A 23594-nucleotide genomic window follows, 5' to 3' on the forward strand; every position below is an offset into this window, starting at 1 on the left:
GGCTTCTTGGCGGCGCAGGCGCGCCGGGTCAAGGAGACTGCGCGCAATAGCACCCCGACAAGGGCTTTTTGACGCAACTTATTCCGGAGAGTTTGGAGCGGGTAGACGGAATCGAACCGACATAGCCTGCTTGGAAGGCAGGGGCTTTACCATTAAGCTATACCCGCTTGGTGAAGGGCTGAGTAGTCCATGCCCGGGCCGTCGTCAAGAACCGAAATCCACCTACGCATCGCTTTTGCGACTGCCTGCGTGCGGTCAACCATTGCAGACTGCGCGGCCAACCGCCCATCGCTCTGAATTGCACTTGTTTTGGGGTCGCGCACTGGCGCAGCATACGATTGCAGTGCTTGCCGTTCGCGAAAACCTGCCTAGCGTGTGTACCGCCCCAAACGGTTAATGGGGTTGTTAAGTACCTGTAACAATCAGTTCCTAAATCCGTTTCACAAATTCATTCCGACAGCGAGGAATCATCCAATGAAAGACGTTGATCCAGCCACCCTTTCCGCCGACGATTGGGACGAACTGCATTTTCCCCGCCCCGACGAAAACGACTTTGACCGCGTCGTCGAAAGCGCCCTGTCGCGACGCGGCTTTCTGGGCGGAGTGTTGGCCTTCGGGTCGGGCGCTGCGGCCATGGGCAGCGGTCTGCTGGGGTCGACCTCAGCCTACGCACAGACCGCTTCTCGTTTTGCCTTCACTCCGATCGCGGCCCAGACCGATGGCACCGTGCATGTACCCGAGGGGTATGAATGGAAAGTCCTCATGCGCTGGGGCGATCCGCTGTTCTCCGAGGCTGACGGGTATGACATCACCGATGGTGGACCGGTCGAAAACTCGGACAAGGTTTTTGGCGAAAACACTGATGGTATGGAAACCTTCTCGTTCCAAGGGCACCAGTTGATCGCCATCAATCACGAGTATCCCAATCGCAAAATCAACCTGCCCGCAGCGCAGGAAGGTGTGCCCGCAAACGCGGATGACGTTCGAAAGTTGCAGAACCTGCAGGGTGTGACGGTGATGGAAATTGCCGAAACCCCGGATGGCTGGACCGTGGTCAAGGACAGCCCTTTCAATCGCCGCATTCACCACAACACCCCCATGAAGATCGTGGGGCCGGCAGCTGGCCACGACCTGCTGAAGACCGAGGCCGATCCGACCGGCACAACGTCGCTGGGCACGATGAACAATTGCGGCTCGGGCAAGACACCTTGGGGCACCTACCTGACCTGCGAAGAGAACTTCAACGGCTACTTCGGCTCCAGCAACGAAAGCGTGACATATACTCCAAAGGTCGCGGATGGCTTCAAGCGATACGGCATCAAGGCCGAAAGCTGGAACGGGTATGAGTTGTTCGATCCGCGGTTTGACACCTCGAAGAACCCCAACGAACCACATCGCGTCGGATGGGTGGTCGAAATCGACCCGACCGATCCCAACAGCACCCCGGTCAAACATACCGGACTTGGGCGGTTCAAACATGAAAACGCCGCGGTCGAGCTGGCCAAGGATGGTCGCATTGTCGTCTATATGGGCGATGATGAGCGGGGCGAATACCTGTACAAATTCGTCTCGAACGGCGTCTACACCCCCGGCGGGGATACCGAAGGTCTGCTGGATGACGGCACTCTGTATGTTGCCAGATTCAACGACGACATGTCCGGTGAATGGGTGCCGCTGACGCCGGAAACCACTGGCATGGACGAGGCCGAGATTCTGATCTTCGCCCGCATCGCTGCATCTGAGGCCGGTGGCACCACGATGGACCGACCGGAATGGGTTGCAACCAGCCCGGTTCTTGCCGAGGTCTATTGCTGCCTGACCAACAACAAGAACCGTGGCGTCAAACCCAACGCGGGTGGCGATGATACTTCGGTCAATGGCCCCAACCCTCGGGAGGCCAACAAATACGGGCAGATTGTTCGCTGGCGACCAGCCAACCAGGATCATGCAGAAACCTCGTTTCAGTGGGATCTGTACGTCATGGCCGGCAACCCGACAGTGCATTCCGATGCGTATGCCGGGTCCGAGAATGTAAACGAAGGCAACCTGTTCAACTCGCCCGACGGGATGATGATCGACAGCACCGGCGTGGTCTGGATCCAGACCGACGGGAACGACGACAACGAAGGCGATTTTGCAGGTCATGGCAACAACCAGATGCTGGCCGGCGACCCAATCACGGGTGAAATCGTTCGCTTCATGACCGGCCCGAACGGCTGCGAGGTGACCGGCCTGACATGGTCGGCCGACCGCCGGACCATGTTCGTAGGCATCCAGCACCCCGGTGGATCCTGGCCAGATGGGGGCACGCCGCGTTCCTCGATCATCGCGATCAAACGCAAGGACAACGGACTGGTCGGCTGAACCGTCTTACCTCAGCGATCACCCCCGGCGAAGCGTCGGGGGTGGCAGCGCCGTTCAGAGATCTTGGCCGGGCATCGCCAAAGGCCCACCATCGGCCGCAAGGTGACGCTCGGGCAGCCAAGGGTTCAGTTCCAGCGCCTCTGCCAGAGCAACGCGGGCTTCTTCCATTCTCTGCAGACCCATGAGGGTCAGCGCCCGACCGCTCATCGCTGCGATATGGTTCGGCGACAGTTCCAGAGCACGGTCCAGATCGGTCAGGGCCGAGTCAAAATCCTGGCGCAGGAAATTCACGAAGGCGCGCTGGTTGTAGCCCTCGGCATACTCGGGGCAGTACGCAATCAAACGGTCGAAATCCTGCAGCGCCCCCAACAGATCCCAGGCATTTCGTCTGGACATGCCCTGATCCAATACGGTCTGCGCGGCCTCGTCAGGTGCGTCGGCCCACAACTCCCACATCTGGTTCGAGATCTCGCGGGCGGCCATCTCGGTCTCGGCCTGCTGGATCTGACCGATAAGTTCACCCAGCCGGGCGGCGTGATCGGGTGCAGGCGGACAGGTCTCAGCAAGCGCCGGAATCGCAACGCCCGCGCTCAGAACTGTGGAAAGAAGTAGGTGTCTCATAATTCAATGGTGACGCGGATCGCCCTTTCGTCAACCCGCGCCATCGATGGCATCGGCCAGACCGGTCTCTTTCACCGCCTCCATCGCCACGAAGGTCGAGGTGCTGGCCACATGTGGAAGCGACGAGATCTTTTCGGCCAGAACCGCGCGATATTCGGTCATTGACCCGGTCCGCACCTTCAGCAGATAGTCGAAATTCGACGCGATCATATGCGCCTGTTCGATCTCAGGCACTTTGCGCACGGCCGCGTTGAACTCGGCCAGCGCCTTTTCCCGCGTGTCGGTCAGGCGCACCTCGACAAAGGCCACATGGTCCAGGCCCAGGCGGATCGGGTCCAGCATGGCACGGTAGCCAGTGATGATCCCTTCGGACTCGAGCCGTTTCAGCCGCGCCTGTGTCGGCGATTTCGACAGCCCGATCCGCCGGGCCAGATCAGCGACCGAGATCCGCCCGTCCTCGGCCACGATGGACAGAATCGCGCGGTCGAACCGGTCCAAACCCGGAAAGTCTTTTCGCATGGCATTTGATCCAAAATTCAGGACGATACATGCTTGTTAGAACAATTTCGGTCCGTTGTCCCGCCAAATCACCGGTATACTAATCGAAAGACCGGAGGACACATGACTCACAGCCTGCGCCACACCATCGATTCCATGACCTACGCGGACCAGACCGCGTTGCTGAAATCCCTGACCGATCAGGCCGCCCTGACCCAAGCAGACAGGGCTGCCATCTGCTCGGCCGCGGCGCAGTTGGTACGCGACATCCGGTCCAGCACATCGCCGGGGCTGATGGAAGTGTTTCTGGCGGAATACGGCCTGTCGACCGAAGAAGGCATCGCCCTGATGTGTCTGGCGGAGGCACTGTTGCGCGTTCCCGACGCCGACACGATCGACGCGCTGATCGAGGACAAGATCGCGCCCTCGGACTGGGGCAAACACCTGGGCCACTCCTCGTCGTCGCTGGTCAACGCCTCGACCTGGGCGCTGATGCTGACGGGCAAGGTGTTGGACGAGGGCAAGGCCTCGCCGGTCAGCGCCCTGCGCGGCGCCATCAAGCGGCTGGGCGAGCCGGTGATCCGCACCGCCGTCGGACGCGCGATGAAGGAAATGGGCCGGCAGTTCGTTCTGGGCGAAACCATCCAGTCCGCCATGAAACGCGCCGCCGGGATGGAGGCCAAGGGCTACACCTATTCCTACGACATGCTGGGCGAGGCCGCCCGCACCGAGGCGGATGCCGCGCGCTATCACCTTTCCTATTCCCGTGCCATCGCGGCGATTGCCGATGCCTGCACGCAGGACGACATCCGAGCCAATCCCGGCATCTCGGTTAAACTTTCGGCGCTGCATCCGCGCTATGAGGTTGCGCAGGAACAGCGCGTGATGGACGAGCTGGTGCCGCGTCTGCGGGCGCTGGCGCTGTTGGCCAAAGCGGCCGGCATGGGCCTGAACGTGGACGCCGAAGAGGCCGACCGCCTGTCGCTGTCGCTGCAGGTGATCGAGGCGGTGCTGTCCGAGCCAGCGCTGGCCGGATGGGACGGTTTCGGCGTGGTGGTGCAGGCCTATGGGCCGCGTGCCGGGCTGGTGCTGGACACGCTTTATGACATGGCCGAGCGGTACGACCGCAAGTTGATGGTGCGTCTGGTCAAAGGCGCCTACTGGGACACCGAGATCAAGCGCGCGCAGGTCGAGGGCGTCGACGGCTTCCCGGTCTTCACCAACAAGGCGGCAACCGACATCTCTTACATCGCCAATGCCCGCAAGCTCTTGGGCATGACCGACCGGATCTATCCTCAGTTCGCGACCCACAACGCCCACACGGTCAGTGCGATCCTGCACATGGCCGAGGGTCAACCCTTCGAGTTCCAGCGCCTGCACGGCATGGGCGAGACCCTGCACCAGATCGTCAAGGACCAACGCGATACCCGCTGCCGCATCTACGCGCCAGTTGGCGCGCATCGCGACCTGCTGGCCTATCTGGTGCGGCGGCTGCTGGAAAACGGCGCCAACAGCTCGTTCGTCAACCAGATCGTGGACGAAAACGTGGCCCCCGAAGTGGTGGCAGCCGATCCGTTCGAGGTCGTGCGGAAACCTGCACGCCACATCCCAACCGGCCCCGAACTGTTTCAACCTGAAAGACCAAACTCGCAGGGTTTCGACCTGCATCACACGCTGACTTTGGACCGGATTGATGCCGGCCGCGACGCCTTTCGCGCACATCACTGGTTCGCGCAGCCCCTGCTGGCCGGTGACGCAGCGCCCGAGGCCGAGGAAAATGTCATCAACCCCGCCCTGCCCGAGGACCGGCCCGGCGCGGTCGCCCCGGCCAGCGCCGCGGATGTGGAGCTGGCGCTGGCCGCAGCTGCTCCGTGGCAGGTCCCGGAGGCCGAGCGCAGCCGCATCCTGAATGCCGCCGCCGACCTCTACGAGGAGCAGTATGGCGAGCTCTTCGCCCTTCTGGCGCGTGAGGCCGGCAAATCGCTGCCCGATGCGGTAGCCGAACTGCGCGAGGCGGTGGACTTCCTGCGCTACTACGCCGCCAACATCCCCGAGGGCGAGCCTGTGGGCACCTTCACCTGCATCAGCCCGTGGAACTTCCCTCTGGCGATTTTCACCGGGCAGATCTCGGCTGCGCTCGCCGTAGGCAATGCGGTTCTGGCCAAGCCCGCGCCGCAGACTCCGTTGATCGCCCACCGCGCCGTGCAGCTGCTGCACCAGGCCGGAGTACCGCGCGACGCGCTGCAATTGCTGCCGGGCGGGCCATCGGTGGGCGCCGCGCTGACCTCGGACCCGCGGGTTTCCGGCGTGGCCTTCACCGGCTCGACCGCGACGGCGTTGAAAATCCGCGCCGCGATGGCCCAGAACCTCAAACCCGGCACGCCGCTGATAGCGGAAACCGGCGGGTTGAACGCGATGATCGTGGACAGCACCGCCCTGCCCGAACAGGCCGTGCAGTCGATCATCGAAAGCGCCTTCCAGTCGGCGGGCCAGCGCTGTTCCGCCCTGCGCTGCCTGTATCTGCAGGACGACATCGCCGATGACGTGCTGACCATGCTCAAGGGCGCGATGGATGCCCTCTCAATGGGCGATCCTTGGCTGCTCTCGACTGATTGCGGCCCGGTGATCGACGAACAGGCCCGGCAGGGCATCGCAGACCACGTCGCCAAGGCCCGCACTGAGGGTCGTGTTCTGAAGGAACTGGCGCTGCCGCCCGAGGGGATCTTCGTGGCGCCAACGCTGATCGAGGTCCCCGGCATCAATGCGCTGGAACGCGAGATCTTCGGCCCTGTCCTGCATGTCGCCCGGTTCAAGTCACACGAGATCGACCAGGTGATTGCCGACATCAACGCCACCGGCTATGGCCTGACCTTCGGCCTGCACACCCGCATCGACGACCGGGTGCAGCACGTGACCGAGGCGATCCACGCCGGTAATATTTACGTGAACCGTAACCAGATCGGCGCGATCGTCGGCTCGCAGCCTTTCGGCGGCGAAGGCCTGTCCGGCACCGGCCCCAAGGCGGGCGGCCCGAACTATCTGGCCCGTTTCTGCGCCCCGGACCGACAGGTCGTGGCTGCGGAATGGTCCGCCCCAGCCGACCTGCCGGCGCCGATCGGGCAGCCTGCCGCGCCGACGACCCGTTCGATGCCCGGACCGACCGGCGAATCGAACCGGCTGACCGAGTTTCCCCGCGCGCCGTTTCTGTGCCTGGGCCCCGGCCCCGAGGCGTCCAAGGCACAGGCAGACGCCATTCTCGCGCTTGGCGGCACCGCGATTCAGACCGAGGGCGCGCTTGACCTGCACCGGCTTGAGAACCTGCCGGGAATATCGGGGGTTCTGTGGTGGGGCGATGCGGACACCGCGCGTCAGATCGAGCGTCATCTGGCTCGGCGAGGCGGCCCCATCCTGCCGCTGATCCCCGGCTTACCCGACCGGTCGCGGGTGATGGCCGAGCGCCATGTCTGCGTCGACACCACGGCTGCCGGAGGAAACGCCGCACTTCTGGGCGGTGCGGCATAAGCTGACTTGACGCTGGGCCGGGAAAAGCCCAGCGTCCCCCCATGTTTCCAATTCGAGACCACAACCCTTCGGGGCGGACGCCCTATGTCGTCTATGCGCTGATCGCGGCGAATATCCTGATTTTCCTCAGCTATGTCGGAATCATGGACGATGCCCGGCTGATCAACCGGTTCTATTTCGACTATGCGATCATCCCTGCCCGCATCAGCGACGGCGTGGCGCTCGAAACGCTGGTGACGTCGATGTTCCTGCATGGCGGCTGGATGCACCTGATCGGCAACATGCTGTTCCTGTGGATCTTCGGCGACAACATGGAGGACGAGATGGGCCACCTGCCCTTCCTGCTGTTCTACATGGTCGCGGGTATCGGCGCCGGGCTGGTCCATATCGTCACGGCTCCCGGGTCGTTGGTTCCCACCATCGGCGCGTCCGGCGCAATTGCGGCCGTTATGGGGGGCTACCTGCTGATGTTCCCAAAGGCGCGTGTCGATATCCTGCTGATTCTGATCATCTACTTCCGGGTCTTCACCATCCCGGCCTTCGTGATGCTGGGCGTCTGGCTGGGAATGCAGTTCCTTGGCAGCGTGTCCAGCAACCCTGACGCCGGCGGTGTCGCCTATTGGGCGCATACTGGTGGCTTTGTGATCGGTTTGGTTCTGTGCATCCCGATGTGGCTGAAACGAGGCGGACCAGCTTATTGGAACCGTACCCATGGTCACCCGCCACATCCCGAACACCGCTACAAGCTCAGCCAGTCCCGTATACCAAGAGTACCTCGCCGATGACCCGAATGACTGCCATCTGCCATTGCGGCGCCGTGAAGATCGAGGCCGAGTTCCCCGGTGGCCTGTCCACGGCTGCCCGATGCGACTGTTCCTTCTGCATCCGCCGCGGGGCCGCCGCCGTGACGGCCACGACCGAGAGCCTGCGCATTCTTGAAGGCGCCGAGAACCTGAGCCTCTACACGTGGGGAACGCACACGGCGAAACACTATTTCTGCAAGACCTGCGGGATATACGTTTATCACCAAAGACGCTCGGATCCGGGGGAGTGTGGCGTCAACCTTGGCTGCATCGAGGGCGGAAACCCCAGAACCCACGGGCCGATTCCCTGGAATGACGGGGTCAATCACCCGTCTGATCGGTCTGACTGATCCGGACTTTGACCACCGCTCAACCGCGTGATCTCTTGCGCAGCCTGAACGACGTGGGCGGCAAGCTCGGGTGCCCGGTCCGGATTGAATCGCGCGGTCGGCCCCGAGACAGAGATTCCGGCGCAAGGTTCCTGCTTGTCGTTGAAGATCGCGGCTCCGATGCAGGACATGCCCGAGTGGCGCTCCTCTCGATCATAAGACCATCCGCGCAGCCGCGTTTCGGTCAGATCCTCGCGCAAGGTTTCCAATGTGGCGCAGGTGTTGGGCGTATAGGGCACAAGCTTGGTGTCCGCCAACACCTTGGCCCGGGATGCCTCGGTCATGGCCGCCAGGATCGCTTTGCCCGTACCCGAGGCATACATCGGCGTACGAGCGCCCGGCGGAAAGAACGCCCGGATCGGGTTCGATGTCTCGACTTGCCCGACAAACACAACTTCCGACCCGTCGGGAACTGCAAGGTTCGCAGTTTCTCCGCTGTCCTGCATCAGGCGTCTAAGAACTGACCGGCCGATCTCGACAACGCTGTTGTGCCGCAGAAACGAAGCGCCTGTGCGATAGGCTTCGACTCCGATCATCCATTCCTGACGTTCTTCGCTGAAGCTGACGAACCCATGCTTTTGCAAGGTCGTCAGGATGCGATGCGTGGTTGCAGTAGGCACGTCGATCTCACGCGCGAGGTCGCTGAGCGCGGTGCGTTCAAGCCGTGCGACCGTGGTCAGGACCCCCAGCGCACGGTCCAACGCCTGCATGGTTCCGGCCGAGCTTTCCTTGAACAACGACTTGGGCCGTCCGCGCGGCCGCTTCTGGGCTGACATTGTGATTCTCCCTCATTTTGGCCGAACGGCCGTCTGGCTTTCTCAGTTGATCACAAACACTCAGCGAAATGAGAAAGTGAATATCCTGCGTTTATGGCAGGTTACGAATTTTTTCGAAATAATGAAAATATTTTTCAAGAAAATTGCATCATCGCCGACGCGGAGACAGACTTGGGGCAAAGCGGAGGACATGATGATGTCAAAACAGAACCCGGTCTTCATTCCCGGCCCGACGAATATCCCGGATCGCCTCCTGCGCGCGATGCAGGTCCAGACCATTGACCACCGCGCGCCGGATTTCGTTCAGGCCTTTGCTCCGGTACTCGAGGGCCTCAAGCAGGTCTTCCGGTCGACCACGGGTCAGATTGTGACCTTTCCATCCAGCGGCACAGGTGGGTGGGAAGCTGCGATCAGCAACACACTGAGCCCGGGCGACAAGGTTCTTGTGGCCCGCCATGGCGTATTCAGCCATCGCTGGATCGACCTTTGCCAACGGCATGGGCTGGATGTGCAAGTCATCGATTGCCATTGGGGCAGCGGAGCACCTGCCGAACGGTTTCAGTCGATCCTCGCCGACGACCGGAACCACGACATTCGGGCGGTTCTGGTGACGCACAATGAAACGGCCACCGGCGTGCGATCCGATATCCAGTCGATCCGATCGGCGATGGATGCCTCGGCGCACCCTGCCCTGCTGATGGTCGATTGCGTCAGTTCGCTGGCCTCGATGCCGTTCGAATTCGATGGCTGGGGCGTCGATATTGCGGTTTCGGGGTCGCAAAAGGGGTTCATGCTGGCCGCTGGAATGGCAATCCTGTGCGTCAGCCCCAAAGCGCTGGCAGCGATGGATGGTGCGCGGCTGCCCCGCACCTATTTCGACTTTCGGGACATGTTGGACGCCAATGCCTCGGGCGGGTTTCCTTACACGCCGCCGCTGCAACTGATCTGCGGGCTGCAGGAAAGCCTGTCGATTCTGTTCGATGAAGGCCTGGACAACGTCTATGCCCGTCACTTCCGTCTGGCTGAAGGCGTGCGTCGGGCCGTCGACGCGTGGGGATTGAACCTGGTCGCTCAATCACCGGACCTCTACTCGGACACTGTCAGCGCAGTCTATGTACCCGATGGGTTCGACAGCAATGTCCTGACTAACCATACCTATGACACCTATGGAGTGTCCTTCGGGATCGGCCTGGGCCAATTGAACGGCAAGGCGTTTCGCATCGGGCACCTTGGCAGCCTGACGGACGTCATGGTTCTGTCCGGCCTCGCCACGATCGAGATGGCGATGGCCGATCTGAACTACCCGATACAACTGGGCAGCGGCGTGGCGGCAGCGCAGGAATACTTCCGTGCAAACGGCACCAACCGCTCGCGTGCTGCGGCTTGAGGAGATCGGTATGTTGGACACGCTTTCGGCTGCAGAGCTGACGATCGACGACATGCGCGCTGCGCATGAACGGATCAAACCACATATCCGGCGTACACCCGTCCTGTCGTCGGAGTATCTGAACGCACAAACTGGCGCGCGGCTCTTTTTCAAGTGCGAGAACCTGCAGGAGGCCGGAGCCTTCAAGGTCCGCGGCGCCTGCAATGCGGTATTTGGATTGCCCGACGAGATCGCCGGCAAGGGCGTCTGCACCCACTCCAGCGGGAATCATGCACTGTCCCTGTCATATGCGGCAGGTCGGCGCGGTATTCCCTGCAACGTCGTCATGCCGCGCACCGCACCTCAGGCCAAAAAGGACGCGGTCCGCAGGTTTGGCGGCACGATCACCGAATGTGAGCCTTCGACATCATCGCGCGAAGCGACCTTTGCCCAGGTGCAGGCCAAAACGGGTGGCGAATTTGTTCACCCCTACAACGATCCGCGTGTCATAGCAGGACAGGCCACATGCTCGGCCGAGATGCTGGAACAAACAGGTGGGCTTGATGCCGTTATCGCTCCGATCGGCGGCGGCGGAATGGTGTCGGGCACGTGCCTGACGGTATCGAATCTGGCCCCTGATGTCGCGATCTATGCCGCGGAACCTCAGCAGGCTGATGACGCATACCGATCTTTCAAAGCCGGTCGGATCATCGCCGACGACGCACCCAAGACGGTGGCCGATGGCCTTCTGGTTCCGCTCAAGGAAAACACCTGGCACTTCGTGTCGCGGAACGTTGCCGACATCTTCACGGCCTCCGAAGACGAAATCGTGGCGGCCATGAAACTGGCCTGGAAACACCTGCGACTGGTGATTGAGCCATCTTCGGCTGTTCCATTGGCAACCATTCTCAACAACCCCGAGGTTTTTCGAGGCAAACGCGTCGGCGTGATCCTGACCGGCGGAAATGTGGATTTGGACAAGCTGCCCTGGCTGGCCGGGCAAGGAGGAGAAGGATGAACAAACCCGTGAACATCGATCAATTGGACGTCGGCTTCGACATCCCCGCAGCAATCGGCATGGATGAAAGCGAAATCCAGACCCCTTGCCTGATACTGGACCTCGACGCGCTGGAGCGGAACATCCGCAAAATGGGCGACTACGCCAAAGCGCACGGCATGCGCCATCGGGTGCATGGCAAGATGCACAAGTCTGTGGACGTCGCGCGCCTGCAGGAGAAACTGGGCGGCGCAGTTGGCGTGTGCTGTCAGAAGGTCTCGGAGGCCGAGGTTTTTGCGCGCGGCGGGATCAAGGACATCCTTGTGTCCAACCAGGTGCGCGATCCGGCCAAAATTGACCGCTTGTCTCGGCTGCCGAAGCTGGGCGCGCGAACGCTGGTCTGCGTGGACGACATCGCGAATGTGTCCGAGCTGTCCTCTGCGGCGCAGACCCATGGAACGCAGCTGGAGATCCTGGTCGAGATCGACTGCGGCGCGGGGCGCTGTGGGGTGACCAGTACGGCTGAAGTCATTGCCATTGCCCACGCTGTAGAGGAGGCGCCGAACCTGAAGTTCACCGGCCTCCAAGCTTATCAGGGTGCGATGCAACATCTCGACAGCTATGACGAGCGAAAGGAAAAACTGGATGCAGCAATCGCCATGGTGCGGGACGCCGTCGACGGGTTGAAGGCGGACGGGATTAAGTGCGAACTGGTTTCGGGTGGTGGGACGGGATCCTATTATTTCGAAAGCAATTCTGGCGTTTACAACGAATTGCAGTGCGGGTCCTACGCGTTCATGGATGCCGACTATGGGCGGATTCTGGACCGGAATGGCCAAAGGATCGATCGGGGCGAATGGGAAAACGCCTTGTTCATTCTGACCAGCGTCATGAGCCACGCCAAACCGGAAAAGGCGATCTGTGACGCAGGGCTCAAGGCGCAGTCGATCGACAGCGGTTTGCCGGTGATTTTTGGCCGTGATGATGTCGAATACCTGAAATGTTCGGACGAACACGGTGTGATCGGCGACCCCAACGGCGTGCTGCGGGTGAACGACAAGTTGCGTCTGGTCCCCGGGCACTGCGATCCGACCTGCAACGTGCACGACTGGTATGTTGGCGTGCGCAACGGAAGGGTCGAGACCCTGTGGCCGGTCTCTGCTCGCGGTAAGGCGTTTTGATCATGAGGGACGAGATGAACGCTGAAACCAATCTGATACAGATCGTTGGCGAAGACCTCTGCCGGCAATTGGTCAACCGCAAGCTGGCGTTTGACGCAATCCAAGACGTGTTCTCAGCGATGGCACGCGGCGGAGCGCGCAACTTCCCCGTCATCCGCGAAGGGCTGAGTCATGCCGGCGCCGTATATGGGTTCAAATCCGGCTTTGACGCCGAAGGCCTGGTTCTGGGTGTCAAATCTGGTGGATATTGGCCGGGAAACGCCGATCGCGGGCTGACCAACCACCAATCCACCGTCATCCTGTTCGATCCCGATACCGGGCAGCCCTCCGCGCTGGTCGGAGGAAACTACCTTACGGCTATCCGCACGGCTGCGTCCTCGGCAGTGTCGATTGCGCACCTGGCCCGCACGGACGCCAAGGTGCTTGGCATGGTCGGCGCGGGCCATCAATCGGCCTTTCAGTTGCGCGCCGCCGCCAAGCAGCGCGACTTCGAAAAGGTGGTGGCATGGAATCCCCATCCCGAAATGCTTCCGAAACTGGCCGCCGTCGCGCAGGACATCGGACTGGATTTCGAATCCGTCTCGCAGCGGGAACTGGGGGCACAGGCCGACGTCATCATCACGATCACATCGGCGTTCGAACCGTTGTTGATGCGCGATTGGATCAAGCCCGGAACGCATCTGGCCTGCATGGGAACCGACACGAAGGGCAAGATGGAAGTCGACCCCGAACTGGTTGCTTCGGCTCAGGTCTTCACCGACGAGGTTGCCCAGTCCGTCACCATAGGTGAGGCGCAACATGCCGTGGCTTCGGGAGCGCTGGATCCTGACGTCATCACCCCGATTGGAGCGGTGATCAATGGCGATCATCCTGGCCGGACAAAGGTTGATCAGATCACCCTGTTCGATGGGACCGGAGTTGGGTTGCAGGACCTGGCTGTGGCATCCGTGGCCGCGCGGCTGGCCTCCGAGGCAGGTCTGGCAAGTACTGTACGGCTTTGAAACAAAACGCGCGGCCAATTCGGCCGCGCGAACTTAGAAATTGGTTCTGGTCGTTTCCAGCCGCCGTAAAGGCGGATCAGCCGCGGATCACCTTGGCGAACTGGTCGAAAATCGGTTCGTTGGCGCAGATCACTTCCCCGTCAGACAGAATGCTGCCTTCGGGGTTCAACGGTTGAACGAACCCACCCGCTTCTTTCACGATGATGATGCCGGCGGCCAGATCCCAGGCGTTCAGGCGACGCTCCCAGAAGCCTTCGTAGCGGCCAGCGGCAACATAGGCCATATCCAGCGCAGCTGCACCCCAGCGGCGCACACCCGCGCAGGCGGGCATCAGACGGGCCAGGTCCTGCAATGTGGCCGGCAGGTCCGAGCGGCCACCAAACGGCAAACCGGTCGAGAAGATCGATTCGATCATCCGGCTGCGGCTCGACACGCGGATACGCATGTCGTTCATCCAGGCACCCTCGCCCTTTTCGGCAAAGAACATCTCGTCCTTCGCGGGATCGTAGATGACGCCCGCGACGATCTTGCCCTTGTGTTCAAGTGCGATCGAAACCGCCCAATGTGGCAGGCCGTGCAGGAAATTGGTCGTCCCGTCCAAAGGATCAACGATCCAACGCCGGGTCGGGTCTTCGCCCTCGATCACACCACCTTCTTCAGCCAGCCAACCGTAGGTGGGTCGCGCGCCCAGCAGTTCTTCTTTCAGAATGTTCTCGGCTGCAATGTCGGCCTTCGAGACGAAATCGCCCGCGCCCTTCATCGACACCTGCAGGTTCTCGACTTCGCGAAAGTCTTTTACCAGCGATCGGCCCGCTTTGCGCGCGGCCTTGATCATGATGTTGAGATTTGCACTGCCAACCATAGTTCCGAGGCTCCTGTCCGGTCAAACCGCGCGTATACTGGCGCAACGCCCCCTTGCCAAGAGGAATGATGCGCATAGCAGCATGCCGTTTCCCGCGTGGCCAAAACCTTATTGCTGCTGCAGCTTGCGCGCCTCTAGGCTGGCCAGCTTGACCAATTCCTGCACAAAGGGTTTTTCCATGTCCTCGGTACGCACCGCGGCATACAGCCGACGCGTGATGCCATCCTTGGTCAGCGGGCGGGTCACATAGTCCGAGTTGTACTTGACCTCGCGCACCACCCAGTCGGGCAGAACGGATATTCCACGGTTTGACGCCACAAGCAGCAGGATCACGGCGGTCAACTCAACTTGCCGGATCGCAGCAGGCTCAACGCGGGCCGGGATGAGAAGCTGGCTGAAGATATCAAGCCTCGTGCGTTCGACCGGATAGGTGATCAGCGTTTGACCGCGAAAATCCTCGGCCTCGATATACGCTTTCCCGGCCAGAGGGTGGGTCGAGGCGGCGACAAAGACAGGATTGTAGTCGAACAGTTCGATGAACTCGACGCCCAGCAGGTCTTCGGGGTCCGAGGAGACGACCAGATCGACCTCTTCCTTCTGCAGCGCGGGCAGCGCGTCAAAGGCCAGACCCGGCCGGATATCGACATCCACATCCGGCCAAGACTTGCGGAAGGCCTCGAGCACCGGGAACAGCCATTCAAAACAGGCGTGGCATTCGATCGCGATGTGCATCCGCCCCGTGCGCCCGTCGCGCAGCGAGGAAAACTCCTCCTGCATCGCTTCGACCTGCGGCAGAATCTGCTCGGCCAGACGCAGAAGGCGCAGCCCAGCGGCCGACAATTTCATCGGTTTCGACCGGCGCAGGAACAGCTCGACGCCGGCCTGATCCTCCAGCCCTTTGATCTGATGACTGAGCGCCGACTGCGTGATGTTCAGTTGATCCGCCGCACGGGCCAACCCACCACATTCATGGATGGCTTTGATCGTGCGCAGGTGTCGAAATTCGATATGCATCTTTCGCGTCGTTCATGTTGTTCTTGAATAATATGAGTTTGTCTCACAAAGAACTCCATGGCACAAGAGCCGCAACACAACCTGCGAGACTGCCATGACCCAGCCCGAGATTTCCTTCGAATTCTTTCCGCCTCAGACGCTCGAAGCGTCGTTTCGCCTGTGGGATACGGTCCAGACACTGGCGCCACTGGCACCCCGTTTTGTCTCGGTCACATATGGAGCGGGGGGCACCACCCGTGAATTGACCCGCGATGCGGTGGCGACGTTGCACAAATCCTCGGGATTGAAAGTCGCGGCCCATCTTACATGTGTCGACGCCTCACGCGGCGAGACCTTGGCCATAGCCGACAGCTTTGCCGCGGCCGGCGTCACTGACATCGTTGCGTTGCGCGGCGACCCACCCAAGGGGCAGGAACGGTTCGTCCCGCATCCCGATGGGTTCGCCCACTCGGTCGAATTGATCGCAGCACTGGCGGAAACCGGCAGTTTCACCATCCGCGTCGGTGCCTATCCCGACATTCACCCCGAAGCGCCACATGCACAGGCTGACATCGACTGGTTGAAAGCCAAGTTGGACGCCGGCGCAGACGAGGCTTTGACGCAATTCTTCTTCGAGGCCGAAACGTTTTTACGCTTTCGTGATGCCTGCGCCAAAGCCGGGATCGACAAGCCGATCGTGCCGGGCATCCTGCCAATCGAGAACTGGGCCGGTGCCAAGAAATTTGCCAAACGCTGTGGCGCGCAGGTGCCGGACTGGGTCGACCAGGCCTTTGACAAAGCAATCCGTGACAACCGGCACGACTTGTTGGCCACTGCGCTATGCACCGAGCTGTGTTCGGACCTGATCGACGAAGGCGTGGACAAGCTGCATTTTTATACGCTGAACCGCCCCGAACTGACCCGCGATGTGTGTTTTGCCCTTGGGATCACGCCCAAAGCCGATCTACAAAACGTCGCCTGACTGTTCCTTGCATTTGCACTGGCCAAAGGGGGATTGCCACCTGCGGCCCTTTGTAAGGTGCGAACAATTCCCCCTGCAACGGCGCACTGTCCCCGCCAATCCTACCAATTCACTGGATAATTTGACAGAAACTCAAGGCTCCGGAAAATAGGAGACAGTTGTTTTATCGAGTGATTTTGGTATGGAGCCAGTCGAGAAAATTCAGGCTCGCGTAGATGCACTGCACGTCTTGGGCCTTGATCAGACCGCCACCGCATCGGACATCCGGAATGCGTGGCGTGACATCGCCTTTCATGCACATCCCGACCATACAGGCGGCGACTGCAATCAGTTTGCGCAGGCGAAGTCGGCCTATGACCTTCTGCGCAAAAACGGGTTGGCAGGAAAAGGCGCCGGGCCGGCCCAACCGCGACGCCCGAAACTCAGAAAGCGTATCATCGAGCTGGACGAGAAGGATATTTCCGCCTGCCTGAAGCTGCTCGATCCAAGTCGCGCCCTATCCTTTGGCGAGACCAGCACGGAAGATTGCCCGCTATCGGCGCGCAATTCGGACCATGTACCAGAGGCGATCGGATGCTATGGCCGCGACCTGACCTATTTCGTTGCGACGCCGGTTTGCGAAGGTGAAAACCGCGTTGCCCTGCCGACATCCGTTCTGGCCGGCTTTCGGACCGTCGAAACCGAAATACTGTCCTTCCAGGCCAAGAATGGCGGAGCGGGCGAGGTCGTTGTTCCCGACACCATTCGAGAACGCAAGTTTCCCGGCGCGCGCAGCGTCCGGATCCGGTTTGAGGCGGATCAGGCCACTCGGGAACAGTTCTGGCAGGCTTGTTGAAGACTTAGCATAGAAAAAGGCCCGGCGGGTCTGCCGGGCCTGCAACGCGCGTCACGTCAGTTCGCGATCGGGCCTTCGGACGTGAATTTCGGGATCACGTTGGTCGAGGCGTCATTGCCTTCGAGCCCCGGCCAGTTCCCCTCAGCCAGGTTGATGTTGCCCGGGACGTCTTCTTCCCAAAAACCGACCACGACATCGGTGATGTTCAGATACAGCTTGTCGTCAACGATCCGCCAAAGGTTGGGGTTGCCGGGAACCTTGCCGCCCTTTGACACGCCATAGGCGCAATGCCCATCATATTGCGGCGCATAGAACGCGGGGTTTTCAAGGAACTTCGCGCGGTTTTCTTCGGTCGCAAAAGCCCAGGTCGCCCCATTGTAATCCGCAGTGATATCCGACCGTCCGCGCACGCCTTCTGGCTGGGATTGTCCAATCGGCGATTGTGCAAGCCCACGATAGGCCACCACATCATATCCGGACACGGCGAAGCCGGTCCCATCGACATATTGCGGGCCGGCAAAGGCGGGCACGGCCAACGCCATTGCAGCAGCAAAGGTCAGAGCAAATCTGTTCATGTTTCATGTCCTCGTGTCTTGACGGGTTGCAGGGCCAGAGTGGCTGTCTGCAGAGACAATAAGCAATTCCCTTCGACGGCGAAGACCCGTTAACGCCGCTGTGACCATTGACGAGCAAACGTGAGCAGTCTTGCCGCAATTGTTACAGAACAGCCGCCACGTCGGGGGTTGGCGTTCTTGTTCTGCAACACTAACTCTTGTCGGGCCGGGCGCAGATCGGCTCTGGGACGAAAGGCAGAAGATGAGCGACACCACCACATACACCCCACCAAAAGTCTGGACATGGGATAGTGAAAGCGGAGGGCGTTTCGCGAATATCAACCGCCCCATCGCAGGGGCGACCCATGACAAGGAATTGCCCGTCGGTAAACATCCCTTGCAGTTGTATTCGCTTGCAACGCCCAACGGGGTGAAAGTGACGGTCATGCTGGAAGAGCTTTTGGCCCTGGGTCACACAGGCGCAGAATATGATGCATGGCTGATCAATATCGGTGACGGCGATCAGTTCGGCTCGGATTTTGTCGCGATCAACCCGAACTCGAAAATCCCCGCCCTTATGGACCGCTCGGCTGAAGCGCCGATACGGGTGTTTGAAAGCGGCTCCATCCTTGTCCATCTGGCCGAAAAATTCGGTGCATTCCTGCCCAAATCCGGCCCTGAGCGCACCGAAGTGATGAACTGGCTTTTCTGGCAGATGGGCAGCGCGCCTTACCTGGGTGGTGGGTTCGGGCATTTCTACGCTTATGCGCCGGAGAAATGGGAATACCCGATCAACCGCTTTGCGATGGAAACCAAACGCCAGCTGGATGTTCTGGACCGCGAGCTTGCCGACAAAACCTTTATCGCCGGCTCGGACTATTCGATCGCTGATATGGCAATCTGGCCGTGGTATGGGCAACTGGTTCTGGGTCGCTTGTACGACGCGGCCGAGTTCCTTGATGTGACGTCCTACAAGAACGTCATGCGATGGGCGCAAGAGATTGACGCGCGGCCAGCCGTGAAGCGGGGCCGCATGGTCAACCGCGCCTTCGGAGAGTTGCACACCCAACTGCGCGAACGGCATGATGCAAGCGACTTCGAAACCCGTACGCAGGACAAGCTGGAAACAGCTGCCGAATAAATCTGTTCATTTGGCGCAGGGAGCAAACCATCCCTGCGCCGAAACCTCGACTTCACTTCAAGATCGGGGGACTGTCCGGGTCGCTTCCGGGCGCTGGTCGGGACCCGGAGGCGCGCACAGGCTCGGGGATATCAAATCGCAGGCCCACTTTCGCCAATGCTGCGGCAGCCGGATCGCTGGCCGCGAAAAAACCGACATCCAAGGCACCAGCCTCAATCCCCGAGAATGTCAGAGCTTCGGACACTGCCTTGGCCAAGGCCGTCTGGGCACCGGGTATCGCGTCAACGAAACCAAGAAGATGACCCTGCCCGCCGCCCTCGGCGCGAGTTCCGGCGAGATATGCGGCGGAGGCCAGACCTGAAGCTGTGGCCAGTTTGGTGTCCAGCGCCGTCAGCAAAATGTCTGGCAACCCCGCGGGCGGAAGGAACTCCGTCAGACGGGATCGCACTTCTTGCGGAGCATGGCTGAGGGTTTCAGCAAGCCAGGCCAACGCTTCGGCAGGGACGAGCATCGACGACGGCGCCACCTCGAGGTTCAGCCCCAACCCGATGCCCTGCCCTGCAAGCATCCCCGCCAGAACACGTCCGGACAGAGAGGCATAAGGGGCAGGACAGCCCGCAAACTGCGCCAGTCTGTCTTCGCGGTCAAAGGCCAGCACAAACCGACCATCTGCCACGTCAAACAGCTCGGGTGAGATGTTTTCGTCTCGCGCCTCTTCGGTCAGCAACAGAAACAGTTCGTTGTCCGCGAGCCGTTCGAAAAACCTCAGCCGCGCGGCATCGCTCTGAGGGTCGGCCTCCATCTGGGCATGCGCAATGTCCAGCGCGGTCGTGTCAGTCATCCATCACCTCTTTGACCCGGGCACGCAGCACCGGCAACAGGTCCGTTTCGAACCAGGGATTTTTCTTCAGCCATGCCGTATTGCGCCATGACGGATGAGGCAAGGCAAATACCCGCGGCGCATGCTGTTGCCAATTGCGCACCGTATCGGTCACCGAAGCTTGTGCGCCCAGATGGAATTTATGCGCGTGGCCACCGACAAGGATGGTCAACGGAACATCGCCAAGTTCACTCATCACCCTGTGATGCCAGGTCTTCTTGCAGATCGCCGGCGGCGGCAAGTCCGCCTTTCGCGCATCGTACCCCGGAAAACAAAACGCCATCGGGACGATCGAAACCCGCGCCTGATCGTAGAATTGTTCTTCCTCCAACCCCAGCCAATCCCGCAGCCGGTCGCCTGAGGGGTCGGTGAACGGTCGGCCGCTCTCATGGACCCGTGCCCCGGGTGCCTGCCCTGCAATCAGGATGCGCGCACCGGGGCGGAACCACACCACCGGGCGCGGCTGATGCGCGGTTGCAGTCGCAGCAAAGCGGTCGGCGCACAACCGGCACGATCTGATTTCCTCAGCAAGTTGCTTCACCTGATCTCCAGCCCTTTGGCGCTTTCTGCAATCCTAGGATGGATCATAGTCGTTCCCGCAAACCGATCCAGTTGTCGGCTCTATGCGTCACAATTGTGGTCAGGCGTATCGAACGCGCATTGAACATTTGTTTCATATTTCGACATAATGTGGCCAACATGGAGCGGTAGAACACCCGGCCGTCAGCCAGCCACCGGTGGCCGCACCCAAAGCAAAAACATGAGCAGGCAGTGAATGCTTGAGTTCGAGAATGTCAGCAAGTCCTTTTGGACCGGGACTCGCCGCAAGGTGATCCTGGACAGGGTCTCGTTCCGGGTCGAGCTGGGAAAATCACTTGGCGTTCTGGCCCCGAACGGCACCGGAAAAACCACGCTTATCAACATGATGGCCGGCCTCGAAAAGCCCGACGAAGGCGTGATCCGCCGAGAGTGCCGGGTGTCTTTCCCCATGGGCTTTGCCGGCGGCGTTTCCAAGAAGATGTCCGCGCTCGAGAATGCCCGTTACATCGCCAAGATTTATGGAATGGACCCCGACTATGTCGAGGCTTACTGCAGCTGGATGTGCGACTTGGGCGAGTATTTCAACCAACCCTTGGCGACATACTCAGCCGGCATGCGCGCCCGCTTCACCTTTTCGTTGATGCTGGCTCTGGACTTCGACATGTACCTGATCGACGAAGGTATGCCTGCCACCACCGATGTCGAATTCAACAAAAAAGCAGGTTCAATCCTGCAGGAACGCTTGCGAACCACGACTTTGGTGATTGTGTCACACAATCCCAAAACCCTCGAAAAATTCGCCCGCCAGGCCGCCGTGCTTGTGGATGGGCAGCTTCATATGTTTGACTCCTTGGAAGAGGCGACGCAGCTATATGACTACCAAACCCAAGGTTAAAAAATACGACCCGAACCATGCCTCGCAGGCCGAAGGCACGGTTGAGGCGCGTGCCGAGGCGATTTCGCGCATCAGAAAAGCAACTCAACCGGCCGAGGAAGCCCCGGCCGGAACTGAACTGGATGCCATCAAGAAAGAAGGGTTGACCGGTCGTCAGCTGCGCATAGCCCGACGCCTGGCGCAGAAACACGGTCTGGCTACGACGTCGGACTACGATGCCGTGCGTCTGCTACGAAAAAAGGGGATCGATCCGTTTCCGCGCTCCAACCTTCTGGATTTTGCGGCGGGTTCTTCCGATACCGCGGATGCGGAAGACCAGCCAAAAGACAAGGTCACGATCCAGCTGCCGCAAACGGTGAAAGAAAAGCAACAGACCCTTCCCGGCCCCGAATGGAGCCCGGCACAGCGGCGCGAATTCGAAATCGGCCAGATTCAGAAGGATATCGCCCGTCGGCGCAGACGAAAGCTGTTTGGTCTGTTTGCCCGTCTATTCGCCTTTGTTCTGCTGCCCACGATTATTGTCGGCTATTACTTCTATCGCATAGCCACTCCGATGTACGCCAGCGAGTCCGCGTTTTCCATTCTACAGGCAGATGGTGGCGCTGGTGAGATCGGCGGGCTTTTGGCCGGGACGCAATACGCCACCACGCAGGACTCGGTCGCGACCCAGGAGTTCCTTGAATCCAAGGATGCGCTCAACCGTCTGGAACGGGACACTGGTTTTGCCGAGATTTTCAAGCAGGACTGGATAGATCCGATTCAAAGACTGCCTCAGGACGCCACGCTGGAAGAGGCGTTCAAACTGTACAAGCGCATGGTCACAATCGGCTATGACCCCAGCGACGGTATCATCCGGATGGAGGTTGCGGCACCCGACCCGGACACCGCCGTCGACCTGTCAAATCTTCTGATTTCCTACGCCGAAGAAAAGATCAACGGCCTCACCGAGCTTAAGCGCGAAGATCAGATGCGAGATGCTCTGCAGTCCTTCGAGGACGCTCAGGAAGAACGGCGCAAAGCCCAGGAAGCGCTGATCGAACTGCAGTTGCAGGGTGCCGTGCTGGACCCCGAAAACGTGATTGCCGGGCTGCGCGCCCGCATCAACGAGATCGAGATACAGCTTCAAGACAAGGAATTGGAACTGGCGGCGTTGCTGGACAACCTTCGGCCGAACAAAGCCAAGGTCGACGGTGTCCAAGCCGATATCAACCGGCTTGAGGCCGTGCTCGAAGAGCTCAATGCCGAGATGCTGGACGCCTCCGCCGGCGAAAACTCGCTGGCGCGGTTGAGCGTTCGGATCCAGATGGCACAGGCCGATCTGGCCGCACGGGACATGATGCTGCAATCGGCCATGCAGCAAATGGAAACCGCCCGGACCGAGGCCAACCGCAAGGTTCGATACCTCACCGTTTCCGTGAACCCGGTCGCCAGTCAGGAGCCCACCTATCCGCGAAAGTTCGAAAATACGATTTTGGCTTTCCTGTTGTTTGCTGGTATCTACCTGATGATTTCGCTGACTACGTCAGTCCTTCGTGAACAGGTATCCTCGTAGAGCTCATGAAACATGTAAAAATAGCCAACGTCACCGTTGGCAACGACCTTCCGCTGACCATCATCGCGGGCCCTTGCCAGCTTGAAACGGCGGATCACGCACAGATGATCGCGGGAAGGATGAAAGAAGCCTGTGAAGCCGCGGGGGCACAGTATGTGTTCAAGGCCTCATATGACAAAGCCAACCGTACGTCCCTGTCCGGGAAACGCGGCATGGGGATCGAGGCCGGGCTGAAGGTGCTGGATGACATTCGCAAAACGATGGGTATTCCGGTCCTGACGGATGTCCACACTGAAGCGCAATGTGCCATCGCGGCCGAAGCAGTGGATATCCTGCAAATCCCGGCCTTCCTGTGCCGCCAGACAGACATGCTGCTGGCAGCCGGAGAAACAGGCAAGGCCGTCAACGTCAAGAAGGGTCAGTTCCTGGCCCCCTGGGAAATGCCAAACATCGTCGAAAAGATCGAAAGCACGGGCAACCACAACATCCTGCTGACCGAGCGCGGAACCTCGTTTGGCTACAATACGCTTGTCGCCGACATGCGATCCCTGCCGCAAATGGCGCAAACCGGGTATCCGGTTGTCATGGATGCAACCCATTCCGTTCAACAGCCCGGTGGCCGAGGCGGCTCGTCCGGCGGGCAGCGGGAATTTGCACCGGTAATGGCCCGCGCGGCCGTGGCCCTGGGCGTCGGTGCCGTATTCATTGAAACGCATCAGGATCCGGACACGGCGCCGTCTGATGGGCCGAATATGATCCCGTTGGACCAGATGGGCCAACTGATTGACACATTGATGCGTTTCGATGCCCTGGCCAAGGCCAACCCAGTTCAGATTTAACGA

22 protein-coding genes and 1 tRNA gene are annotated in these 23594 nt (G+C 60.4%); 14 read left to right on the top strand and 9 right to left on the bottom strand.

Going from position 1 to position 23594, the window contains the following annotated elements:
• Positions 1-93: 93 nt before the first annotated feature.
• Positions 94-167 (bottom strand) — tRNA-Gly (locus tag ACR0BA_RS07130).
• Positions 168-474: 307 nt separating this feature from the next.
• On the opposite strand from ACR0BA_RS07130, the gene ACR0BA_RS07135 reads away from it, so the two are divergent.
• A complete protein-coding gene (locus ACR0BA_RS07135; RefSeq protein ID WP_480727094.1) occupies positions 475-2364 on the top strand; it encodes a PhoX family protein in 1890 nt (629 codons plus the stop codon).
• Between the two features lie 54 nt (positions 2365-2418).
• Here the strand turns inward: ACR0BA_RS07135 and ACR0BA_RS07140 are convergent, their stop codons facing one another.
• Entirely contained in the window at positions 2419-2985 is a 567-nt protein-coding gene (locus ACR0BA_RS07140; RefSeq protein ID WP_093964721.1) for a tetratricopeptide repeat protein, read from the bottom strand.
• A 30-nt stretch (positions 2986-3015) separates the two neighbouring features.
• Positions 3016-3504 (bottom strand): Lrp/AsnC family transcriptional regulator, encoded by a 489-nt coding sequence (locus ACR0BA_RS07145; protein ID WP_093964720.1) that lies wholly within the window; start codon positions 3502-3504, stop codon positions 3016-3018.
• A 102-nt stretch (positions 3505-3606) separates the two neighbouring features.
• Here ACR0BA_RS07145 and putA point away from each other — a divergent pair, with 102 nt between their 5' ends.
• The 3 genes from putA to ACR0BA_RS07160 are packed head-to-tail and all read left to right on the top strand — an operon-like array spanning position 3607 to position 8158.
• On the top strand, positions 3607-7005 hold the full coding sequence (gene putA, locus ACR0BA_RS07150) for a bifunctional proline dehydrogenase/L-glutamate gamma-semialdehyde dehydrogenase PutA (protein WP_480727095.1): 3399 nt from the start codon (positions 3607-3609) through the stop codon (positions 7003-7005).
• 41 nt (positions 7006-7046) lie between these two features.
• Entirely contained in the window at positions 7047-7790 is a 744-nt protein-coding gene (locus tag ACR0BA_RS07155; RefSeq protein ID WP_480727097.1) for a rhomboid family intramembrane serine protease, read from the top strand.
• On the top strand, positions 7787-8158 hold the full coding sequence (locus tag ACR0BA_RS07160) for a GFA family protein (RefSeq protein WP_480727099.1): 372 nt from the start codon (positions 7787-7789) through the stop codon (positions 8156-8158). Before ACR0BA_RS07155 ends, ACR0BA_RS07160 begins: the two co-directional genes overlap by 4 nt.
• Here the strand turns inward: ACR0BA_RS07160 and ACR0BA_RS07165 are convergent.
• Positions 8134-8973: an IclR family transcriptional regulator gene (locus ACR0BA_RS07165; protein ID WP_480727101.1), complete on the bottom strand. Its 840-nt coding sequence runs from the start codon at positions 8971-8973 to the stop codon at positions 8134-8136. The two genes, ACR0BA_RS07160 and ACR0BA_RS07165, sit on opposite strands and share 25 nt — an antisense overlap.
• Positions 8974-9169: 196 nt before the next feature.
• On the opposite strand from ACR0BA_RS07165, the gene bhcA reads away from it, so the two are divergent.
• The 4 genes from bhcA to bhcD are packed head-to-tail and all read left to right on the top strand — an operon-like array spanning position 9170 to position 13518.
• Entirely contained in the window at positions 9170-10360 is a 1191-nt protein-coding gene (gene bhcA / locus ACR0BA_RS07170) for an L-aspartate--glyoxylate aminotransferase BhcA (RefSeq protein ID WP_170340086.1), read from the top strand.
• A 10-nt stretch (positions 10361-10370) separates the two neighbouring features.
• A complete protein-coding gene (gene bhcB, locus ACR0BA_RS07175; RefSeq protein ID WP_170371646.1) occupies positions 10371-11357 on the top strand; it encodes a beta-hydroxyaspartate dehydratase BhcB in 987 nt (328 codons plus the stop codon).
• Positions 11354-12517, top strand: coding sequence for a 3-hydroxy-D-aspartate aldolase BhcC (bhcC, locus tag ACR0BA_RS07180; protein ID WP_480727102.1), 1164 nt, complete (start codon positions 11354-11356; stop codon positions 12515-12517). The genes bhcB and bhcC overlap by 4 nt, the downstream gene beginning before the upstream one ends.
• Before the next feature lie 14 nt (positions 12518-12531).
• Positions 12532-13518 (top strand): iminosuccinate reductase BhcD, encoded by a 987-nt coding sequence (gene bhcD, locus ACR0BA_RS07185; RefSeq protein WP_480727104.1) that lies wholly within the window; start codon positions 12532-12534, stop codon positions 13516-13518.
• A 76-nt stretch (positions 13519-13594) separates the two neighbouring features.
• Here the strand turns inward: bhcD and ACR0BA_RS07190 are convergent, their stop codons facing one another.
• A complete protein-coding gene (locus tag ACR0BA_RS07190; RefSeq protein WP_170340678.1) occupies positions 13595-14380 on the bottom strand; it encodes an inositol monophosphatase family protein in 786 nt (261 codons plus the stop codon).
• Positions 14381-14488: 108 nt separating this feature from the next.
• Positions 14489-15394 (bottom strand): LysR family transcriptional regulator, encoded by a 906-nt coding sequence (locus ACR0BA_RS07195; protein ID WP_170581684.1) that lies wholly within the window; start codon positions 15392-15394, stop codon positions 14489-14491.
• Between the two features lie 94 nt (positions 15395-15488).
• Here ACR0BA_RS07195 and metF point away from each other — a divergent pair, with 94 nt between their 5' ends.
• On the top strand, positions 15489-16355 hold the full coding sequence (gene metF, locus ACR0BA_RS07200) for a methylenetetrahydrofolate reductase [NAD(P)H] (protein ID WP_170436534.1): 867 nt from the start codon (positions 15489-15491) through the stop codon (positions 16353-16355).
• A 181-nt stretch (positions 16356-16536) separates the two neighbouring features.
• Positions 16537-17190, top strand: coding sequence for a J domain-containing protein (locus ACR0BA_RS07205; RefSeq protein ID WP_480727106.1), 654 nt, complete (start codon positions 16537-16539; stop codon positions 17188-17190).
• A 56-nt stretch (positions 17191-17246) separates the two neighbouring features.
• On the opposite strand, the gene ACR0BA_RS07210 is transcribed toward ACR0BA_RS07205, so the two are convergent.
• Positions 17247-17765, bottom strand: coding sequence for a YHS domain-containing (seleno)protein (locus ACR0BA_RS07210; RefSeq protein ID WP_170364746.1), 519 nt, complete (start codon positions 17763-17765; stop codon positions 17247-17249).
• Between the two features lie 241 nt (positions 17766-18006).
• Between ACR0BA_RS07210 and yghU the strand changes: the two genes are divergently transcribed.
• Complete coding sequence (gene yghU, locus ACR0BA_RS07215; protein ID WP_480727108.1) at positions 18007-18885, top strand: glutathione-dependent disulfide-bond oxidoreductase; 879 nt, start codon at positions 18007-18009, stop codon at positions 18883-18885.
• Positions 18886-18937: 52 nt separating this feature from the next.
• Here yghU and ACR0BA_RS07220 read toward each other — a convergent pair whose 3' ends face one another.
• Complete coding sequence (locus ACR0BA_RS07220; RefSeq protein WP_480727109.1) at positions 18938-19726, bottom strand: SseB family protein; 789 nt, start codon at positions 19724-19726, stop codon at positions 18938-18940.
• Positions 19719-20306, bottom strand: coding sequence for a uracil-DNA glycosylase family protein (locus ACR0BA_RS07225; RefSeq protein ID WP_222457382.1), 588 nt, complete (start codon positions 20304-20306; stop codon positions 19719-19721). The genes ACR0BA_RS07220 and ACR0BA_RS07225 overlap by 8 nt, the downstream gene beginning before the upstream one ends.
• 234 nt (positions 20307-20540) lie before the next feature.
• Between ACR0BA_RS07225 and ACR0BA_RS07230 the strand changes: the two genes are divergently transcribed.
• Genes ACR0BA_RS07230 through kdsA form a run of 3 tightly spaced genes read left to right on the top strand, consistent with a single transcriptional unit; the run spans position 20541 to position 23591 of the window.
• The gene (locus tag ACR0BA_RS07230) at positions 20541-21200 is read left to right on the top strand and encodes an ABC transporter ATP-binding protein (RefSeq protein ID WP_093964707.1); all 660 of its coding nucleotides are present in this window, start codon (positions 20541-20543) and stop codon (positions 21198-21200) included.
• A complete protein-coding gene (locus ACR0BA_RS07235; protein WP_480727112.1) occupies positions 21178-22752 on the top strand; it encodes a KpsE/RkpR family capsule polysaccharide export protein in 1575 nt (524 codons plus the stop codon). Before ACR0BA_RS07230 ends, ACR0BA_RS07235 begins: the two co-directional genes overlap by 23 nt.
• 5 nt (positions 22753-22757) lie before the next feature.
• A complete protein-coding gene (gene kdsA / locus ACR0BA_RS07240) occupies positions 22758-23591 on the top strand; it encodes a 3-deoxy-8-phosphooctulonate synthase (protein WP_170340066.1) in 834 nt (277 codons plus the stop codon).
• Positions 23592-23594 lie beyond the last annotated feature (3 nt).

The organism is Ruegeria sp. CI5, assembly GCF_056536885.1.

Excerpts from the sequence above, each read along its gene's own strand:
- ACR0BA_RS07235 (WP_480727112.1), top strand. The coding sequence starts at position 21,178 with ATGACTACCAAACCCAAGGTTAAAAAATACGACCCGAACCATGCCTCG.
- ACR0BA_RS07210 (WP_170364746.1), bottom strand. The coding sequence starts at position 17,765 with ATGAACAGATTTGCTCTGACCTTTGCTGCTGCAATGGCGTTGGCCGTG.
- ACR0BA_RS07230 (WP_093964707.1), top strand. The coding sequence starts at position 20,541 with ATGCTTGAGTTCGAGAATGTCAGCAAGTCCTTTTGGACCGGGACTCGC.
- ACR0BA_RS07135 (WP_480727094.1), top strand. The coding sequence starts at position 475 with ATGAAAGACGTTGATCCAGCCACCCTTTCCGCCGACGATTGGGACGAA.
- bhcD (WP_480727104.1), top strand. The coding sequence starts at position 12,532 with ATGAACGCTGAAACCAATCTGATACAGATCGTTGGCGAAGACCTCTGC.
- kdsA (WP_170340066.1), top strand. The coding sequence starts at position 22,758 with ATGAAACATGTAAAAATAGCCAACGTCACCGTTGGCAACGACCTTCCG.
- bhcA (WP_170340086.1), top strand. The coding sequence starts at position 9,170 with ATGTCAAAACAGAACCCGGTCTTCATTCCCGGCCCGACGAATATCCCG.
- metF (WP_170436534.1), top strand. The coding sequence starts at position 15,489 with ATGACCCAGCCCGAGATTTCCTTCGAATTCTTTCCGCCTCAGACGCTC.
- ACR0BA_RS07160 (WP_480727099.1), top strand. The coding sequence starts at position 7,787 with ATGACCCGAATGACTGCCATCTGCCATTGCGGCGCCGTGAAGATCGAG.
- yghU (WP_480727108.1), top strand. The coding sequence starts at position 18,007 with ATGAGCGACACCACCACATACACCCCACCAAAAGTCTGGACATGGGAT.
- ACR0BA_RS07165 (WP_480727101.1), bottom strand. The coding sequence starts at position 8,973 with ATGTCAGCCCAGAAGCGGCCGCGCGGACGGCCCAAGTCGTTGTTCAAG.
- ACR0BA_RS07140 (WP_093964721.1), bottom strand. The coding sequence starts at position 2,985 with ATGAGACACCTACTTCTTTCCACAGTTCTGAGCGCGGGCGTTGCGATT.
- ACR0BA_RS07190 (WP_170340678.1), bottom strand. The coding sequence starts at position 14,380 with ATGGTTGGCAGTGCAAATCTCAACATCATGATCAAGGCCGCGCGCAAA.
- ACR0BA_RS07220 (WP_480727109.1), bottom strand. The coding sequence starts at position 19,726 with ATGACTGACACGACCGCGCTGGACATTGCGCATGCCCAGATGGAGGCC.
- ACR0BA_RS07205 (WP_480727106.1), top strand. The coding sequence starts at position 16,537 with ATGGAGCCAGTCGAGAAAATTCAGGCTCGCGTAGATGCACTGCACGTC.
- ACR0BA_RS07145 (WP_093964720.1), bottom strand. The coding sequence starts at position 3,504 with ATGCGAAAAGACTTTCCGGGTTTGGACCGGTTCGACCGCGCGATTCTG.
- bhcC (WP_480727102.1), top strand. The coding sequence starts at position 11,354 with ATGAACAAACCCGTGAACATCGATCAATTGGACGTCGGCTTCGACATC.
- bhcB (WP_170371646.1), top strand. The coding sequence starts at position 10,371 with ATGTTGGACACGCTTTCGGCTGCAGAGCTGACGATCGACGACATGCGC.
- ACR0BA_RS07155 (WP_480727097.1), top strand. The coding sequence starts at position 7,047 with ATGTTTCCAATTCGAGACCACAACCCTTCGGGGCGGACGCCCTATGTC.
- putA (WP_480727095.1), top strand. The coding sequence starts at position 3,607 with ATGACTCACAGCCTGCGCCACACCATCGATTCCATGACCTACGCGGAC.
- ACR0BA_RS07195 (WP_170581684.1), bottom strand. The coding sequence starts at position 15,394 with ATGCATATCGAATTTCGACACCTGCGCACGATCAAAGCCATCCATGAA.